Origin of the sequence: Leptothermofonsia sp. ETS-13 (assembly GCF_049200465.1) — a bacterium.
Taxonomy (GTDB): domain Bacteria; phylum Cyanobacteriota; class Cyanobacteriia; order Leptolyngbyales; family Leptolyngbyaceae; genus Leptothermofonsia.
On the sequence record NZ_CP120836.1, the window covers coordinates 1,743,369 to 1,761,634 of the forward strand.

At 48.8% G+C, this 18,266-nt stretch carries 19 protein-coding genes; 7 read left to right on the forward strand and 12 right to left on the reverse strand.

Annotation, left to right across the window (positions count from 1 at the left end; all coding sequences use genetic code 11):
• Positions 1–54: 54 nt before the first annotated feature.
• The 6 genes from P4D80_RS07780 to clpB form a co-directional block, all read right to left on the reverse strand.
• A complete protein-coding gene (locus tag P4D80_RS07780; protein WP_421658444.1) occupies positions 55–828 on the reverse strand; it encodes a glucose 1-dehydrogenase in 774 nt (257 codons plus the stop codon).
• Between the two features lie 272 nt (positions 829–1,100).
• Positions 1,101–1,904 carry a gamma-glutamyl-gamma-aminobutyrate hydrolase family protein gene (locus P4D80_RS07785; RefSeq protein WP_421658446.1) on the reverse strand — a complete coding sequence of 268 codons (804 nt, stop codon included), beginning with the start codon at positions 1,902–1,904 and terminating at the stop codon, positions 1,101–1,103.
• 241 nt (positions 1,905–2,145) lie between these two features.
• Entirely contained in the window at positions 2,146–2,646 is a 501-nt protein-coding gene (locus P4D80_RS07790) for a DUF3172 domain-containing protein (RefSeq protein WP_421658447.1), read from the reverse strand.
• A gap of 269 nt (positions 2,647–2,915) precedes the next feature.
• Complete coding sequence (locus P4D80_RS07795) at positions 2,916–3,359, reverse strand: Uma2 family endonuclease (protein ID WP_421658448.1); 444 nt, start codon at positions 3,357–3,359, stop codon at positions 2,916–2,918.
• Between the two features lie 23 nt (positions 3,360–3,382).
• Positions 3,383–3,520 (reverse strand): hypothetical protein, encoded by a 138-nt coding sequence (locus P4D80_RS07800; RefSeq protein WP_421658450.1) that lies wholly within the window; start codon positions 3,518–3,520, stop codon positions 3,383–3,385.
• 122 nt (positions 3,521–3,642) lie between these two features.
• Entirely contained in the window at positions 3,643–6,273 is a 2,631-nt protein-coding gene (clpB, locus tag P4D80_RS07805; protein WP_421658451.1) for an ATP-dependent chaperone ClpB, read from the reverse strand.
• 587 nt (positions 6,274–6,860) lie between these two features.
• Here clpB and P4D80_RS07810 point away from each other — a divergent pair.
• The gene (locus P4D80_RS07810) at positions 6,861–7,313 is read left to right on the forward strand and encodes a hypothetical protein (protein ID WP_421658452.1); all 453 of its coding nucleotides are present in this window, start codon (positions 6,861–6,863) and stop codon (positions 7,311–7,313) included.
• 318 nt (positions 7,314–7,631) lie between these two features.
• Here P4D80_RS07810 and P4D80_RS07815 read toward each other — a convergent pair whose 3' ends face one another.
• Positions 7,632–8,015 carry a hypothetical protein gene (locus P4D80_RS07815; RefSeq protein WP_421658454.1) on the reverse strand — a complete coding sequence of 128 codons (384 nt, stop codon included), beginning with the start codon at positions 8,013–8,015 and terminating at the stop codon, positions 7,632–7,634.
• 607 nt (positions 8,016–8,622) lie between these two features.
• Between P4D80_RS07815 and P4D80_RS07820 the strand changes: the two genes are divergently transcribed.
• The 4 genes from P4D80_RS07820 to P4D80_RS07835 all read left to right on the forward strand — a co-directional run bounded on the left by P4D80_RS07820 (position 8,623) and on the right by P4D80_RS07835 (position 12,321).
• Complete coding sequence (locus P4D80_RS07820) at positions 8,623–9,210, forward strand: hypothetical protein (RefSeq protein WP_421658455.1); 588 nt, start codon at positions 8,623–8,625, stop codon at positions 9,208–9,210.
• Positions 9,211–9,631: 421 nt separating this feature from the next.
• A complete protein-coding gene (locus P4D80_RS07825) occupies positions 9,632–9,979 on the forward strand; it encodes a hypothetical protein (protein WP_421658456.1) in 348 nt (115 codons plus the stop codon).
• Between the two features lie 223 nt (positions 9,980–10,202).
• Positions 10,203–11,069, forward strand: a complete 867-nt coding sequence (locus tag P4D80_RS07830) for a DUF2232 domain-containing protein (protein ID WP_421658457.1) — start codon at positions 10,203–10,205, stop codon at positions 11,067–11,069.
• Positions 11,062–12,321: a nicotinate-nucleotide--dimethylbenzimidazole phosphoribosyltransferase gene (locus tag P4D80_RS07835; RefSeq protein WP_421658459.1), complete on the forward strand. Its 1,260-nt coding sequence runs from the start codon at positions 11,062–11,064 to the stop codon at positions 12,319–12,321. The genes P4D80_RS07830 and P4D80_RS07835 overlap by 8 nt, the downstream gene beginning before the upstream one ends.
• Before the next feature lie 106 nt (positions 12,322–12,427).
• Here P4D80_RS07835 and P4D80_RS07840 read toward each other — a convergent pair whose 3' ends face one another.
• Positions 12,428–12,799 carry a hypothetical protein gene (locus P4D80_RS07840; RefSeq protein ID WP_421658460.1) on the reverse strand — a complete coding sequence of 124 codons (372 nt, stop codon included), beginning with the start codon at positions 12,797–12,799 and terminating at the stop codon, positions 12,428–12,430.
• A gap of 20 nt (positions 12,800–12,819) precedes the next feature.
• Between P4D80_RS07840 and P4D80_RS07845 the strand changes: the two genes are divergently transcribed.
• Positions 12,820–12,948 (forward strand): hypothetical protein, encoded by a 129-nt coding sequence (locus P4D80_RS07845; RefSeq protein WP_421658461.1) that lies wholly within the window; start codon positions 12,820–12,822, stop codon positions 12,946–12,948.
• Between the two features lie 384 nt (positions 12,949–13,332).
• Positions 13,333–14,514 carry a substrate-binding domain-containing protein gene (locus P4D80_RS07850; protein ID WP_421658462.1) on the forward strand — a complete coding sequence of 394 codons (1,182 nt, stop codon included), beginning with the start codon at positions 13,333–13,335 and terminating at the stop codon, positions 14,512–14,514.
• Here the strand turns inward: P4D80_RS07850 and P4D80_RS07855 are convergent.
• The 4 genes from P4D80_RS07855 to P4D80_RS07870 form a co-directional block, all read right to left on the reverse strand.
• Positions 14,468–15,190, reverse strand: coding sequence for a hypothetical protein (locus P4D80_RS07855; RefSeq protein ID WP_421658463.1), 723 nt, complete (start codon positions 15,188–15,190; stop codon positions 14,468–14,470). The two genes, P4D80_RS07850 and P4D80_RS07855, sit on opposite strands and share 47 nt — an antisense overlap.
• Before the next feature lie 10 nt (positions 15,191–15,200).
• Positions 15,201–15,695, reverse strand: a complete 495-nt coding sequence (locus P4D80_RS07860) for a late competence development ComFB family protein (protein ID WP_421658464.1) — start codon at positions 15,693–15,695, stop codon at positions 15,201–15,203.
• A gap of 585 nt (positions 15,696–16,280) precedes the next feature.
• Complete coding sequence (locus P4D80_RS07865) at positions 16,281–17,501, reverse strand: aldo/keto reductase (RefSeq protein ID WP_421658466.1); 1,221 nt, start codon at positions 17,499–17,501, stop codon at positions 16,281–16,283.
• 32 nt (positions 17,502–17,533) lie between these two features.
• The gene (locus P4D80_RS07870; RefSeq protein ID WP_421658467.1) at positions 17,534–18,049 is read right to left on the reverse strand and encodes a bifunctional nuclease family protein; all 516 of its coding nucleotides are present in this window, start codon (positions 18,047–18,049) and stop codon (positions 17,534–17,536) included.
• Between the last annotated feature and the right edge of the window lie 217 nt (positions 18,050–18,266).

The window sequence follows — 18,266 nt, forward strand, 5'->3', positions numbered from 1 at the left end:
CTCCACCCCTCCCCTCTTTCCAACCACTAATAACCAACCACTAACAACCCCCTCTCACTCCGGTGTCACATAGGCAGATGTGATTCCCCCGTCCACCAGGAAAGTGGAACCATTGACAAACGAAGACTCGTCACTTGCCAGGAAAAGAGCCGCCTGGGCAACTTCCTTCGCCTGAGCCAGCCGACCAGGAGGAATATGTACCATACGGCGCTGGCGACGAGCAGGGTCAGACATTAACTCTGCCAGCAGCGGTGTCTCGACAGGACCGGGGCAAAGCGCATTGACTCGAATATTTTGCCGGGCAAACTCCACTGAAATCTCACGGGTGAGGGAAAGAACTCCGCCTTTGCTGGCTGTGTAAGCAACCTGGGATGTAGCTGCGCCCATCACCGCTACAAATGATGCCGTGTTAATCACAGAACCACCACCCGCTCTTAACAGTGCAGGAATGCCGTATTTGCAACCCAGAAACACTCCCTTGAGGTTCACATTCATGGTCAAGTCCCATACAGCTTCGTCGGTGTCGAGAACCGAACCATCGGCAGGGTGAAAAATTCCAGCATTGTTAAACAAAATATTGAGTCTGCCGTAGGTAGCTTCTGCAAACTCAATCATTGCCTTTGCATCTGCTGCCCTAGAAACATCCGCCTGGACAAAAGTCGCCTCACCACCCTCTGCAGTAATCATGGCAACGGTTTCATGACCAGCCGTTTCATTCAGGTCACAAACGACGACTTGGGCACCTTCCCTGGCAAATAATAAAGCTGATTCCCGCCCAATCCCGCTACCAGCCCCGGTAATCAGAGCTACCTTACTCGATAAACGCATGTACTGTGTCCTGTGAAAATATCAGCTCGCTGACTGGAATAGAAAGCAGAAGCCAGGAGCCAGAATCCAGGATATAGCAGGTGAGAGGTGTTGGGTAATATATAGCTGTCGCCAGGTTGCTTAAGACATTGGTTTTAAGGGGGGTTGGGGTGAAGCCTACCCTTTGTTCACAAATTATTTGTGAACGCTATAGCAGACCTCAAAAGGGAATGATGGCGGTTAGCGCCACTCTTCATTAACAAATTCAAAATCATTAACAAATTCAAAAATCCTTATGATTTGGGCACTATCGAGGGTGAAGAAAGGCGAACGGGCATCGATAGGAGTTCTCCACTTGAAATTGGTTCAGAAGTTTCATTCGTTGTCAAATTAGCAGTGTTGCTGGCAGCTTTGACCAATGCCTGAAACAGTCTTTGGTGAACAGGATCTTCTGGAGAAAGCTCAGGATGCCATTGAACTGCGATCATCCAGGGATGCTGTCGATGCTCCAGTGCTTCCACCAATCCATCCGCTGCATAGGCAGCAACTCGCCAACAGTCCGGTATGGTTTTAACAGCCTGATGATGCCAGGAAACTACGTTGATATCAGTTTCACCAATTATCTGAGCCAGACAGCTTTCTGGTTTGATCTGAACATCATGGGGAATTGGACGACGGGGATGATCCAGGCGGTGGGCAATGGTTTCACCATAGACTTCTGGTACATGGGTAACCAGGGTAGCTCCGGTGACGAGGCCTAACATTTGCATTCCACGACAGATGCCCAGGGTGGGAACACCCGCGATCAGGGCTTGTTCGGCCAGTTCTCGTTCAAAACTATCCCGCTCTGCATCCACCAGATAAATGGTGGGATGGTGAGAACCACCATAAAGTTCTGGGTCAATGTCTCCCCCCCCAGAGAAGATGAGCCCGTCCACAATGTCTAAAATTCGCTTAGGGTCGGGTTGGTTCGGTGGTAGCAGGATGGGAACGCCTCCCGCAAGTTGAACTGCATCAACGTAAGCACCTGGTAGATAGAATTCACCCGCTTCACTGCGGCTGTAGGTGCTAATGCCAATAACGGGTAGCTGACTCACCCCTGAATCCTCTGAATTATGAATGTAAAAAGCGGATGGTCTGGCAGGAACTAAGTAGCTAGGCGCAATTAAACTAAAGATAATTTCGGGGGTGGAGGGGGTTTCATCCCCTGCCTGGGGGAGCAGCCCCCAACCCCCTTTACGATTAATGATGACTACCTACTTATGCTCAGATTTTAATCTCACAAAACAATTCTTGAGTATTAATCTTACGGCATGGCTACTTAGCAATCTACCGTTGCTACTGAGATTGGGATGTTGCTCCAGCCTGAGTGAGGAAGAGATTTCCAGCCGCATCGTTCCGGTAGACACAATCGATTTTGGGAGAATCCCCTAAATCGCCTGTAAACGCAAAGGTATTCATACTGTTTTTACATTCCCGTTCCTGTTCGGAAGAGAGTAAACTTCTCTGGTCTAAAATGGCCCAATCCGTTCTTCTCAAAACACATCCAGGCTGCATTTTGGGACGAGAAACATACACACTAAAAGGATTAAACGTGACAAAAAAGCGGGCATCCATTGTTACCGCACTGGCTCCGTACTGCACACAAATTTGAGAACTAGGTGCCATTTCATCGATGTATTGTCTGCTGGCAACGTTTTCTGGACTGGATGTTGCGGAGGTTGATAACCCCATACCCAGTGCAATTCCAATCACAACAGCGGCGGCCACGATCGCCATCACAACAGGGCTAAACGTGGAAGTCTGAGGTTTGGGGGAATTATGCATTTTTTCACTCATGAAAGTCTCCTGGATTCTAGTTTCTAGCTTCTTGCTCGGTGGTTCTCACTCGTTTTAGAATTGCTGTACTGCTCCTATCTGGATTGTGAAAAGGGATTCCTGAAAAATCTCTTTTCGTAAGCCCCTTTCATTTCACAAATCATTTAGGACTGCTATATAGCCACTGATTACTTCTCTCTAACTAATGTCTGAACCCAAGCTGGGAACAGCGAAAAGATTTATGTGTTAAGCAGACTGGTAAGTGAAAGCGGCAGCTCAACTTGAGACAGTTATAGGTTGAGAACAAATCCGGGAAGCACATCTTCACCAGATAATTTTGCAGGTAAATTTCTGATTTTGACAGGATGATTGGCCCGATAAATTTCAACCTGTCCATCTTGATATTGATTAACCAACCCAGACAAACGCCATTCTCTATATTCTATTTTTTGCATTTTGGCTTGCAAAGGTTCCAGGTCATCAGTGGCAGAGCAGAGTTCGATCACGAAGTCTGGGGCAGTGGGTGGAAACTTACGTCGCTGCTCCAGAGTTAGAGCTTCCCACCGTTCTTTTTGAATCCAGGCCACATCGGGCGATCGATTGGCTCCATTAGGGAGTTTGAAAATTGTTGAGGAACTGAAGACATAGCCCTGTTGTGTGCGACGATTCCAGATCTCGACATCTGTGATTAACTCTGCTTCGCGGTTGCCGCTTTCTCCTCCTACTGGAGCCATTACAATTAGCTCCCCGCTTACCGTTAATTCAAATTGCAGCTCTTGATTCCCCGCAGGTAGAGCTGGTAGAATTGCTCATCCGTTAAATGAACGGTATCCATGTTTAAGGTCAGGATGTTCATGGCAAAGAAGTCGCCCAAAAAATCGGGGCAAGTTACCAACTTACCCCAACCTTAACCTATTAGTCTGTCAGGATAGATTTGAGCTACCCCTTAAATCTATAAAATCCATTTCCAGAGTGTTGTGAGGGTTGAAAACCCCTCACAACACTCTGGACAGACCATTATTGTGCAGTCAGGAGCTCAGACGGCAAGCGTTTGAACGACAGTCGTTCGTTTTCCACATCCACGAAAATCGTGTCACCATCAGTGAAGTCGCCACGCAGGATTGATTTTGCGATTTGGGTTTCCAACTCTCGCTGGATAGCACGCTTCAACGGACGGGCACCATAGACTGGATCGTAGCCAACCTCGGCTAGAAAGTCGATCGCCGAATTCGAAAGCTTCAACGACATCTTACGGTCTGCCAGACGCTGACTGAGGTTCTGAACCTGAAGTTTGACAATTTGCCGCAGTTCGTTCCGCTGTAACCCGTGGAATATGATAATTTCATCAATCCGGTTCAGGAACTCTGGCCGGAAACTGGTCCGCATTGCTTCCATCACGCGGGCCCGCATCTCGTCATACCGCGCATCATCACCAGCTACATCCAGGATGTATTGGGAACCGATGTTGCTGGTCATGATAATGATGGTGTTCTTAAAATCTACCGTATGACCTTGAGAATCGGTTACCCGTCCATCATCTAGAATTTGCAGCATGATATTGAAGACATCAGGATGGGCTTTTTCGATTTCATCAAATAGAATAACTGCGTAGGGACGGCGACGGATGGCTTCTGTGAGTTGGCCGCCTTCGTCATACCCCACGTAGCCGGGAGGTGCACCAATCAATCGAGAAACAGCATGCTTCTCCATGTACTCTGACATATCGATCCGCACCATTGCCTCTTCGGTGTCGAACAGGTAAGCAGCTAGGGCTTTTGCCAGTTCGGTTTTACCTACCCCTGTTGGCCCCAGGAAGATAAAGCTAGCAGTTGGACGGTTAGGGTCTGCCAATCCAGCACGGGAGCGTTGGATGGCATCAGCAACGGCTGTCACAGCTTCATCCTGCCCAATCACCCGTTTATGCAATTCGGCTTCTAAATGCAACAGCTTTTGCATCTCCGATTCGACCAGCTTACTGATGGGAATGCCGGTCCACTTGGAAATAATTTCAGCAATGTCTTGCTCCGTTACTTCTTCCCGCAGCATGGATTTGCCACTGGTCTGGGTTTGGGAGAGGGCTTTTTCTGCTTGCTCTAACTGGCGGTTGAGATCAGTTAGCTTGCCGTATTTCAATTCAGCCGCCCGGTTGAGATCGTAGTCACGTTCTGCCTGTTGAATTTCGGTGTTGACGCGATCAATTTCTTCCTTCAAGGTCTGAATTTTGGCGATGCTGTCCTTCTCTGCCTGCCACTGGGCATTGAGGGTGGACTGCTCTTCTTTCAGGTCTGCCAGTTCCTTCTCCAGGCGCTCCAGGCGATCGCGCGATGCCGTATCCGTTTCTTTCTGGAGTGAAAGTTTTTCCATTTCTAGTTGCAAAATCTTACGGTCTACCTCATCCAGTTCTTCTGGTTTAGAGGTGATTTCCATCTTCAGCTTGGCCGCTGCTTCATCCACCAGGTCAATCGCCTTGTCAGGCAAAAAACGGTCTGAAATGTAACGGTTGGATAACGTCGCTGCCGCCACCAGGGCACTATCTGAAATTTTCACCCCGTGGTGGACTTCATACCGTTCCTTCAAACCACGCAAGATAGAGATGGTATCTGCTACACTCGGCTGATCGACATATACCTGCTGGAATCGGCGTTCTAGGGCGGCGTCCTTCTCGATGTACTTGCGGTACTCATCCAGGGTCGTTGCGCCGATACAGCGCAACTCGCCCCGCGCCAGCATAGGCTTGAGGAGGTTACCCGCATCCATTGCACCCTGGGTGGCTCCGGCTCCGACAACGGTATGAATTTCATCAATAAACAGAATGATGTTGCCTCTCGAATCGGTGACTTCCTTCAATACCGCTTTCAGCCGTTCCTCAAATTCACCCCGATACTTAGCACCGGCAATCAAAGCACCCATGTCCAGGGCAATGAGTTTACGGTCTTTTAAGGATTGGGGCACATCTCCACTGACAATCCGCTGGGCCAGGCCTTCGGCGATCGCTGTCTTTCCCACTCCCGGTTCACCAATCAGCACCGGGTTGTTCTTCGTGCGGCGAGACAGGATCTGAATCGTGCGGCGAATTTCTTCGTCCCGACCAATCACCGGGTCGAGCTTGCCTTCGCGGGCAAATTGAGTCAGGTCACGCCCATATTTCTCCAGCGATTCATACTTTCCTTCTGGGTTTTGGTCTGTCACCTTTTGGCTTCCTCGAATCTGGTCAATTGCGTTCTTGAGCTTTTTTTCATCCAATCTGAATTCTGCCAACAGCGCTTTGCCAAAGCGATCGTCCTGGACATACCCCAGCAGCATGTGTTCAACCGAAATAAACTCGTCTTCATACCGCTTACGATAATTCTCGGCTCTATCTAACAGGGTATCCAGGCTGCGTCCCAGGTAAATGTTGCTGCCAGCGCTGCCTGAGCCTGATATTTTAGGTTGCTTGCGGATGAACTCATCGGTGCGATCGCGCAATTGTTGCACATTCACACCCAGCTTATTGAATACACTCGTTGCCAAACCGTCCTGCTCTAGCAACGCCTTCATCAAGTGTTCTGATTCAATCTGTTGCTGTTGCGCTTGCTTCACAATATCAGGAGTACGAACAATCGCCTCCCAGGCTTTCTCTGTAAATTGATTGGGATTGGTTGGCTGCATAATCCCCCACTCTTACTCTGTTTGAAGTCAGACAATGAACCCAATGGCATCTAGGACGATAGATTGAGTTTACAGTCTTCCTCAGCCCGCTATCTATCGTCTAAAACCCAGTACACTTATCTGCTATAGCAATCCTATATGTGGATCAAGAAAGGACTTTCCTATCGGGAAAAGCCTTTCACAACTCTCCTTTTTCATAAAGGATTCAGGACTGCAATGGCAATCCTATTTGGATTGTTTTGGATTGTGAGAAAGGATTCCTGCAGAACCTTTCTCACAGAGCCTCTCCATCTCATAACTGATCTAGGACTGCTGTATGTCGCCATTGTATGCAAGTTAAAGCAATTCGCAGGATCGGTGTTTACACCTTTTTGCGTAGGCATTTCCGTCCCTGGAAGAGAGGAGTCAGGTATAGTGATAGCCACCAGGTTTAGGACGAGGTGCAAGTAAGGAACCCCCGCTTAACAGTTAAGCATAGCTATTTAATTATATGCTTGGGAATTTCTTAAGAAATTCAGGAAGTGAAATGCTACGGGAGACAATGGAATCTACTTCAGATAGGGATACCTTCCCAGAAACTAGAGAAGTTGCCAAGTCACGTTATCGTAAATTCTCATTACGATGGAAGTATTCAAATTCATGATGGACTGGAGACAATTGTGAATCAGGATGGCTTTAAGAATTTCCAAATAGGGCTTACTGAAATCAGCCGACTACTGCTGCCTTTCGCCGTTCTCTGGTTGCTGGGAGCTATCGGCCTGGGCTGGCTGGTGAAGTCCTTCCTCATCCTGATTGGCCTGATCCTGGTAACGCCCGTGGTTGCGTTCTTTGGGTTTCAGTGGTGGTTGAAGCGAAACCTGATTGAGTCTACCTGCCCGGTTTGCCAGTACGAATTTATGAGTCTGAACAAAGCTGAGTTTCGCTGTCCCAGTTGTGGCGAACCTTTGAAAGCAGAAAATGGACGCTTCAATCGCTTAACCCCTCCTGGAACCATTGATATCAGCGCGGTTGAAGTGCCAGCCCGGAGAATAGAAGATTAAATTGAGTTGTTAGTTGTTAATTTTTATAGCAATCCTATTTGGATTTAAAAACCCTTCTCTAACGAGAAAGTTCTTTCACAGAAGGTGAGGAGAGAGAGGTAAAGGGTTGGGGAGTAAGGAATGGAGAGGAAAGTTTAAGTTTTGAGTTCTGAATCTCCATTTTCCGGCTTTATCAATTTTTTTATTGCAATCCTGGAAAGGGGGTCGAGGGAATCAAAATTTCAATGAGTCAGAGCCCTGTTTCTCGAACACCATCCATCTTCCAACTCCTGACTCCTGATTTCTGACTTCTACCTCGAGCCTCCCGGCTCCATTGCATCAGTTTTGAGAAATAGACAATGTGTAAGGATATTGCCCGTTGGAGCGATCGCCCACATAAATCGAGTATGCCCCCTTTGTCCAACGACCAGGGATATTAATCTTGCCACCAGAATAACTATCGGCTGGAACACAGAACTCTTGCCCAGATGGATTACGAATCAGTAGAGACGGTTGGCCGCCTGCCTGTAGAGTGATTCGCAGGTTGGTGTCTTCAGCCACCTGAACCACATGGTTGGGAGTGGGGGAGATTTGTCCAGCACACCTGCTGGCCTTCTGACTGCCGCCTGAGATACCCCGGAGCTCGACAGGTAAAGAGGTTGAGGTAATTGCCACAACATTCTGAGCAAAAAACAATTCCTGCTGTTCCCAGCGCGATCGCACAGGTCGTAGGGGCAGCCAACCAACGAAACCATCGATTCATAACTTTCACCTCACTCACCACCGAAGATTTTTTATCTATATCCAGTATCTCTGGCTACCAGGTGATCGTCGAGGAGCCTGTTCCTGTTCCTCAAGTGTCCCTCAATTTAGAGTTAGCTGTATCCTCCAACCAGGTGAGAAAAGAGCCGATTCTCAACTCCAAAAACTGAAAGCCATGAGCTTATAGTATTAAAATATACAGAGTTAAAACTTAATACAGAGTTAAAACTTATAGTATTAAAATATACAGAGTTAAAAATTTATACGGATTCTATCTCTTTTTTAGGGGATTGATACAAAACGAGCCTAGGAAGAATCCCAGTATCAAAAGAACCTTAATAGATTAGTGAGGAATAGATTAGTGAGGGCGGGGTATGGAATAGGAAGATGGAACCTTACAGGCTCCTTAACTATTCTCGCTTCCTGATCTTCAACTGCTCTATAGCTACATCAGGAATTTTCAACTGGCTTGTTTATTTGACTAAAAAAATTAGTTCAGTTTTTAAGAATTGGGCTAAATTGAATCATGAATGGAGCTCTTGCTGCATGGGTGGTAAGGAGAAGGAACATGAGCTATATTAAGAGTCTGGTTTCAAAAAAACGAATGGAGCCCCTATGGCAAGGCAGATTGGTTGCACTGGGGAGTGCAGCGATCGCGACTGGGTTGACCCTGGCCACCCCGTCGGCAGCAATGGCTCAGGCAGCCTATGGCAGTTACCTTGGTGTTGGGATGTCTTTTGGAGTGACGAGTGGAGCAAGTATCACTTTACCCAACGGGGAAAGGGAAACCTTAGAAGACAGTCGAGTCTCGGGAACAGTTGCTTTCCGTTACAAGTTTCTTAAAGTGCCGATTTCTGTTAGAACTCAGGCTCTGCTTGGAAATGGGGCGGCTCTTGTTCCAACGGTCTCCTATGATCTTCCTGTTAATTGGCGGACCGATGTTTATCTTGGGGTAGGCGCTTCCTTTCCCTTTAATGGTGATAGAACTACGCCAGTTGGTAATCAGGCTGCTTTTGCGCTGCAACCGGGAATTGATTATGTCCTGCCCGATTCCAATCTGGTGTTGTTTGGCAATGCGGTCATTGCCTTTAACGCCTATCGCATTGGTGGCGGAACAGCCGCTTCTCTTCAGGGAGGTGTTGGCGTCCGATTTTAGAAGTTGGTTTTATGGAGCAACTAATTTGAGAAAACTTGTTCATCACTCTGAATACTGAGGTTTTTTGGGCCGTTGCTTAAGTCTTCAGCTTTATTCAAAGAAATGCAGAGTAAACCTGGTTGGGCGTTAGAAAATGGCATAATCCTCACCGATCCCCCATCCTGGTGATTCAAGTTAATAGTGACTGGAGTCGGCTGACCCTGCAACATAAGTTTCGTTTCTTGCTTCGCTGTAAAGCAGATGCAAAGTGGAATCTACCAGCGACTCGTGCAGATTGGCTCTGCTAAACTCCGTAACAGGGACTTTCAGGCCGGTAGGGTCAGAAGGCTACTGGGTCAGGGTTCACTTTTTAGAGGGTTTAATGTAGTAATAGACTGCGCTTGAATGTAGTAGCATTCACTCAGGTTAGGGTACTGCCTGCATGATCGAATTTCCTGGTTTGCTTGAATTTTCCCACACTCACTGCGTCGCTATTTGCGCAGTGTTGTTGCCAGTAAACTTGCTGGCAACGCTCCAAACTATCATTCTGACAGTCCTGGAGCGATCGTCCTGGGTATGGAAAACAGCGGGATTGGCTAGTCTGTGTGCTGGCATTATGGTGCTACACGTCCTCACCTGGTTTGTGATTGGCGTTGTGGCGATCCAAACCTTCGTACTGCTGACGTTGGGTAGTGTGTGTCTAGGAATTAACCTGTGGGCAGTTTTGCACCCTCAAAGCTTGCGTTGGGTAGTAGTGGGCTTGAGGCAGGCCGTTTTAAGACCAGTTTAATTTTGGGGTTTTACTTTTGAGCTTCCCTCTTCCCTTGGTTTATAGGTTTTTTCAGTTGAGTTAGTCACCTTCTTTAAGGGACTGGAGGTTAGGGGCTAGGACTAAAGAGTGGTTTATGCATTTGAAACTAGCTGTAATTTTTCCCTCTCTTGCTTTTTTACACCAAATTCTCGCATTCAGCATTTTGGATCTAGAGTAGATCTGCGACCTTTTCCAGTACTGCATGAACGATTCCTCCCATGACCAGCCACCTGGCGGACAGGCTGACCGGACCGATTCAAAGACCTACCATTCACCAGCGTTGGATGAAGAGGCTGCCTGGGAGGAAGTAGAACGAGAACTTTCCCTATCGAGTGTTGGTTCAATTCGAACCGAAGAAAAACAGGAGAACGGGCGTTTCTCCCAAGATGATGCCGGTTCTCCCGTAACACATCTGGCAAACTCTACCTTTCGCCCTCCCCGCACGGTCGATCCATCTAGCCCACTGATGATGGTAGAAACCGCTTTTTTAGCCAGTGCAGCGAGTCTGATTTGGCTGGTCAACTACTATTTTCCAATGGGGCCGGTGCTGCAAATCTTTTTCCCAATCCCGATCGCCCTCATCTATCTCCGCTGGAACAGCCGCGCAGCCTGGATGGGAGCCTTCGTTTCTGGCCTGCTACTGAGTGTGTTGATGGGTCCTGTTCGCAGCATTCTCTATGTGATGCCGTTTGGGCTGTTAGGGGTATTGTTGGGAGTCCTCTGGCGACGGGGCGCAAAATGGGGGCTGGCGATTGGAATTGGCTCGCTTCTGTGCTCCTTTGGCTTCTTTTTCCGTATCTGGCTGGTATCGCTTCTACTGGGGGACGACCTCTGGCTCTATGCCACCACCCAGGTAACTGACCTGCTAGAGTGGCTGTTTATTAAGCTGGGGCTGGTGGTTCAGCCGAGTTTGTGGATGGTTCAGTTGGTTGTAATTATCCTGGTCTTCCTCAAAAACATTGTCTATATGTTTGTAGTGCATCTGGTTGCCTGGTATCTGCTTGATCGCTTAGGCAATCCCATCCCCCGGCCACCAAAGTGGGTGCAACTATTGATGGATTATGAGTGAACCTGCCCTCCAGCCTCCGCTTCCTGTCTCCCATTCCCCTATCCATGTCTATACTCAGGCAGAACAAGGACACCGCTGGCTAGAACGGTATCGCGGACAGCTTCCAATTTTTGCCTGTGTTCTAGGTTTTACGGAGACGGGGTTGATCTCTGGAATTTCGGCGGCAGGGGCGACCTCTGCGGATCGGCAGTATACAGCGATCGCCGATGCCGAATTCCTGTATAACGGCCCTCAGGCAGTTCCCCAATATCCACTGCCACCTTTAGAAATAGGTGCATCCCCAGTACTGATCTCACGGGCAGTCGTTGAGGCTCAGCATATTCCCGTTTACCTGTTCAACGCCGGACTACCCCATCTTCCAGCAGTCCCGGCAATCGATTTACAAGGTGCCCCAGCGCGTTGTCTGAGCCAGGGTCAAGCACTAGATTGGTCGATCGTCGAACATTTGCTGCAAACAGGGCTGCAATGGGGAGAAAAACTCGCTGCTCAAGTGGGCAATGGCTACGTGATTTTAGGAGAGTGTGTGGTAGGAGGTACCACTACAGCGCTGGCTGTTTTAACGGGACTGGGAATTGCGGCAGTGGGTAAGGTAAACAGCAGCCACCCAACGTGTAACCATCGCCAGAAGTGGGAAGTGGTAAAAGCGGGGTTGAGGCAGGCAAATCTAGAGGAACCGGGATGGGAAGCGGAGGATGGGAGGCTCCAAAAACTCCATCATGGAGAAAGCGATCCCACCTCGATCGCTGGTCACCCATTCGCCACTGAATCGCTCCCATCCCAAATCCCAGATCCACTTCGGGTTGTTGCAGCCGTCGGCGATCCGATGCAAATTGCTGTAGCAGGCATGGCGATCGCCGCCAGTCGATCCTGTGGAGTGTTGCTAGCAGGGGGAACTCAGATGTTGGCGGTGTATGCCCTACTGCGGGGGATTGCCCAGAAATACCAACTGCTCTGGCAACCTGAACAGATTGTGGTAGGAACCACTCGCTGGGTAGCAGAAGATCCAACAGGGGATACAGTAGGACTGGCTCAAGCAATTGGTACCGTGCCGTTGATTGCCACCCAACTGAGCTTTGCATCCTCACAGTTCAGCCAGTTGCGGGCTTATGAACAGGGTTATGTCAAAGAAGGCGTAGGGGCTGGAGGGTGCGCGATCGCCGCTCATCTATATCAGAACTGGGGTCAAACAGAACTTTTAGACGCAATTGAACAATTAACCCAGCGATACCAGAGGCTCAGTCAGAAATTGTAGGGACTAGGGAGTATGGACTGGGAGCCAGGGATTAGGGAGCTAATTTTCAGCCTCTCATCCCTCACCTTATTGTCTGTTACTGTCTGTTGTCCGTTGCTTATCGCCTTCAGTGAATCCGTTGAGAAAGCAGTTGCTCTTCCAGGGCGGCAATGCGATTATAGGCAGCCGTCAACTGGGCTGTAAGCCGCTGAATTTGAATTTCTGGCGACAGTTGCTTTTCACCGTTCTGATGGGTTGCATCTAGATTATTTGAATCCATCAGAACATCTTTGTGTTCCATCGAACTATCGACTGTACTGTATCCGTATTGAGCGCGAGATCCAGGTGATGTTCCGGTTTCCAGACGATGAATTTGTTCAGTCCCAAATCGGCACTCAGACACAACCTCTGAAACTCTGCCACTCAGTTGTTCAACCAGCTGATACAGTGCATCAACTTTGTTACTCAAGATGCTAACTTGCTTCTGTAGGTTGTCCATTAAGCGCCCCATTTCAAATAGTGAGTTCTACTCAAATTATTCTAGATATCACCCTTCGCAACTGGGGTGAATTTCTGAATCATTTAACCTTTGATTTGGGGGCGATCGCTTACCAGAAGAGCCTCTATTCCGGGCAATTTCTCAACTAAAGGTTACACTAGGTTAGAAGCGCAGTAGCTTGTATATTCAATGCGTTTGTATCCATCATCACGCCTGTGGGTGCTTTAATTCAAACGCTGGATAGATGAAGTAGCGTAAACCATCCTACAAGTTCTCAGGTTTTTCAGAAGTTGTGTCAGCTAAATAAGGGGAGTACTTCAGAGTGGTACAGTAAAAGGCTTGCAGGTAAGGCTCATTATTTTGTAATAGAAGTGGAGATGGAAATTTAAGCACAAATTATTCTGTCAACGACGACCAGGAAAGTCAGAATTTTCCCCATCTAATTCAATAAAAATTTCAATTTAGCCCCCCCTTTCTGTTAATTCTTGTATTTCTACGTATCTTTTGCCTGCCGCTTAAATGCTTGTCCATTGATGATGAATCGACGCTCTTTTTTGACTGGCTCTGTAGGGCTAACTTTAGGCAATTTGCTGGCAGGATGTGCCGGACAAAACCGTCCGGTTTTGACCATTCGTATGCTCAATGGCTCGATTCCCCCTCAACTGCTGAATGAATTTCGGAATTACTTGAGACAATCTTCCAATCCAGCAACGCTCAACTTTTCACCGGAACCCCAGATCCAGACGCTGTTCTCCCTGCTGCAAACCTGGAAACAACAAAAACATCCAACTAACTCTTTCTGGGATTGGATTCCGTTTATAGGTAATTCTCAGGGACGAACCATCCCTGATCTGGTAACACTGGGCGACTACTGGTTGGGCCAGGCGATTCGGCAGGGGTTGATTCAGCCCCTGCAACCATTCAATTTTAATGGTTGGAAATCATTGGCCCAAGCGCCCTGGCAGACGTTGGTAACCCGTAACCAGCAGGGGCAACCCGATCCAAAAGGTCAGGTTTGGGCAGTCCCCTATCGATTTGGAAGCACCGTCATTGCTTACCGGCAGGACATCTTTAAAGACAGAGGTTTACAACCCCCAGAGGATTGGAAAGATCTGTGGCGGCCCGAACTGCGGAGACAAATTTCACTTCTTGATCAACCCCGCGAGGTGATTGGGCTAGTGCTTAAAAGCCTGGGCGCGTCTTACAATACGGCAGATCTCAAGTCGGTACCTGAATTGCAGGCTAAGTTGCAGGCTCTTCAGCCACAGGTTAAGCTCTACAGTTCGGATGCCTATTTGCAACCCCTGTTGCTGGGAGACACCTGGTTGGCGGTGGGTTGGTCAGCGGATGTGTTACCGCTCATGCAGCGGAGCCAGGCGATCGCCGCAGTCATCCCCAAATCTGGCACCGCACTCTGGGCAGACCTCTGGGTTCGCCCATCCGAAAGTACGACTGCTATCCCCCCTCTTGTGTCGGAATGGATCAACTTCTGCTGGCAGCCCGAAATTGCGACCCAACTCTCTTTACTGAGTAAGGCCACTTCACCCATCATCCTGGAAAAAAATCCAATCAGTTTGCCGCTGGAGCTCCGCTCTAACCCATTGCTCCTGCCGAACAGGAAAACCCTGGAAGCGAGCGAATTTCTGTATCCCTTACCGGACCAGGCAATTACTGAGCACCAGCGGGTGTGGAAACGCCTTCGCCAGGCAAGTTAGGTCGCCCTCGCAAACTGGATTTACCGTTGTAGTCCAGGAGAGCGGCACAGGTAAGAGGGGTTTCTGGCTGGATGAAGGACGAATACTTCGCTGATGTGTAATTCAGAACCGAGGGATTGATGGATAACTCCTCTTGACGTTGCCCAATTATGGGGTTGAAATCGCAGGTATAAGCCGCCAGGAAATTTGCCCGGTTGTCAAAGATACGGATGTTGTAGCCGTAACTTCTGGCAACTGTGCCGAATTCATGAATGAAGGTGTAGCGTTCGAGGTAGTCGATCATGCTCCAGAGTTGTCGGTTCACAACAAAATCGATTCGTCCGGGCTGACTACCATTGCCAGGGTAGGCGATCCAATTTTCAATCAGCTTGTTGCCGTATCGTTCCTGCGCAGCGTACTGCTCCCATACCCACCAGAGACTGGGAATGGTCAATCCCGTGTGGGAAATGGTGGTAGCGGTAACAACTGCGGGCGGAGTGTTGCCAGATTTGAGGTGATTGAGGTCTAAAGGTTCGGAGTCGGGATGGAGGGTAAAGGATTTTGCCGTTTCAAGAGAAGGAGCATCTTGGGCGACCGCGCGCCCCCAGCCTTCCCACTCCCTATCTCCTACACCCAGGACTAACGTTGTGATTAAACCGACCCGGACGAGACGACTGGGCCAGTTTCCTGAAGGCATTGATTGAGGGCTACAAGAGGTAACGAGTGTCATGCCATTCGGTCCGATGGACGGGAGCATTGACCCGTTTGCGCCAGGTAATTTCTCCACGGGCTGTTTTAATGAGCGCATTTTCAACAGCATTGACCAGATCTCGCCAGGAAAGTTCCTCCCGTCCAAGTAATTCCTTGAGCCCTTGCAGCGCTGCGGTTGATTCCTGTTCTTCTTCAACCTTAAGGGGAGTAACTACCCGTAAAGGATCTCGCTGAACGGCTGCGATCGCCTGCCGCACCGCTGTTTTAATCTGGTCATTCATCTCTCGCCGGGCACGGTCTCGCTGTTGTTGCCAGCCGCGTTCACTCGTGGCATAAAGGGGGGGAAGGCGATTCAATGCATAGGCAACCACCTCCGCCTTATTTACGTAGCTGGCAACCTTGACTGGTAGTTTTTGAAATTGCTTCTCAACCTCTTCCACAACGAGGGATTCCATCACGTTGCGGTAGGTTTGGGCTTGCTCAGGCTGCATAATACTCATTACGTGACTTTCAGGAACAACAGTAAATGTTTTCAGGCCAATATCCGTTCACTTGACGATGAGATGCGATAGCTGAGATGCAGTAACCCTGGACGGATATTTCAGTGTCACAATCGATAACTTATATTTAACTTTAAGCTTGAATTTAATATGAGGAACATAAGATTAAAAATTAATTTAATTCGTAGTCAAAATTTATCAGTTTGAAGTAAAAACCTACAAGTTATCCTGAATACGTTTCTGATCGGGTGCATCTCGTCATTAGAGCTACTGTGTATACACAAATCGCTTGACCTCTCCCTAAACCCCTCTCCATGTTGGAGAGGGACTTGAATCAGAGCTCCCCTTCCCTTGGAAGGAAGGGGTTGGAGGTTAGGTCTGAGAGGCTTCCAGCGGAAACAAATCGCTTATGTATACGGAGTAGCGTCATTGGGGAACGTCTATTCTGGTTATGACGCTCCGGCTTCGTGACCCTGCCATCGAAGCTGTTGCTTCTCTGAATCAACACGGGAAGTGAGAACTTCTAATCGACATGGCCAGGCAGGAACCTGGCAACGAGATAACAGCCAACACCCTCTAACCCCAAAGCCTGCGTCCAGGAGCGCCATTGAGCCGCTGATGGGTATCTTGTAGCAGGTTGGGAATATTCAACTGCTCCGGGCATTTGGGCAGACACTCCCCACAATCAGTACATCGATTGGCTTTGTTACCCGGAAACCAGTGACCAGCATTTTCAAACATCCGGTAACGGTATTGTCCAAACTGGGTCATGTCATAGGCAACTGCTAAATTCCTTAGCCGCAGCACCTCTGGAATATGAATGCCCTCTGGGCAGGGAAGACAGGCGTAACACTGGCTACAGCGTTCTGTGGCTAAGGCACGCATTTGATGGATTTGCAGACGATTGAGAGCCTCTATCTCTTCTGGGGTCAGTGGGTGATCCTGGTCTGCCAATGCCAGCGGTGACTTCAGCTCCTGGGGATTGGCAGGCCCTACACTGAGGGTTGTGATCCAGGGATCGCTCAATAAAAAGCGGTAATTTAGCTCTAATGGAGAAAAAGGCTGACACAGGTACTCCAGGGTTGGGGGAGGGGTATAGAGCATCCCCCCTTTATCCGCTGGAGAAATAATGAATACGCCCATGTCTTTTTGATGGGCGAGCGCAATCGCCGCAGCATTCCGCTGGAAGAAGTAGGTGTAATGTAAGTTTACGAACTCAAACAGATCGGTTGCGATCGCTGCCAGAATCACCTCCAGAAAGCCGTGGGTGGAAAATCCCACATGTCGCACTCGCCCATCGGCAACGGCTTCCTGAACCGCCTTCATGCAGCCCTGGCTAGCCTTAACCCATTCCAGGTGTTCCCAGGTATTTAAACCATGAATTGCCAACCCATCCAGATAGTCTAAGCCCAGACGCTCCAGCGATTCATCAATGGCCTGTGCCATCAGAGCGGCATCTGCGGTGGGAGGAATTTTGGTCGTCACATAAAGCTGAGATCGGGGAACTGGCAGCCCAGATTTAAGCGCAGCCCCCAGGAAGAATTCGCTCCTGCCATATCCTCTGGCAGTCTCTAGATGATTGATACCCAGAGCGATGGCCTGTTCTACGGTTTGGCAGGCAATGTCTTCGGATGCCAAACAACGCATCGTTCCCAGGGAGAATAGAGAAAGGTGAAGATTGGTTTTGCCAAAGCGACGAAACTTCATGGAATGGCGCAAATTAAAGAGGGTGGACAGTTCCCACCCTACGATAATACCTGCCCACCCCCCTGACGCGGGTAGGCGTTGTTTGCCCATCCCACCTGGGTATCCTATTTTTCTGAAATTACTTAACTATTGCTGCTTTCCTCGCTGCCGCTAAATTTGCCCCGCTGAACAAAATCTTCTGGGCGCAAGTTGGAGATAAAGTCGCGGAAGGCACGACGCTCGGCTTCGTCAGCGTCCCGGTCCACCGGAATTGAAGCATCGGCAACAACCTCTTCCATGACCCAGATAGGACTGTTGGTACGAAGGGCGATCGCGATCGCATCACTCGGTCGGGCATCAATTTCTTTTTTCGTTTCTCCCTGAGAAACCGTTAACAACGCGTAGAAGGTATTGTCCTGCAAGGAGTGAATCACAACCCGCTCTAAGGTCATGTCCCACTCTTCCATCAAATTGACTAGCAGATCGTGGGTGAGGGGACGAGGAGGAACCTGATTCTCCAGCGCATTGATAATTGCTTTTGCCTGATCTTGCCCAATGTAGATCGGAAGTTGTCGCCGGTCGGTAGAATCTCTCAGCAACACAATTGGGCTACGGGTTGCTGCATCCAATGCAATTCCAGCGACTCTCATTTCAATCATCGTCTTAGCCCCTAGAATACCTGAAGCAAAGGAAAAAACAAGGTAAAAGAACGAGTTGGGACTGGAGGGAACATTAACATACTGATGTACTTACTAATGTACTTATTATCCAGCATAGATTCAGCAAAGCAGAGTTTCACTGAAGAAACCACTCTCAGCCAGCCTAGATTAAGGAGACAGGATGGATTTCACCCAGAAAAAATGAGTTTGGATCCAG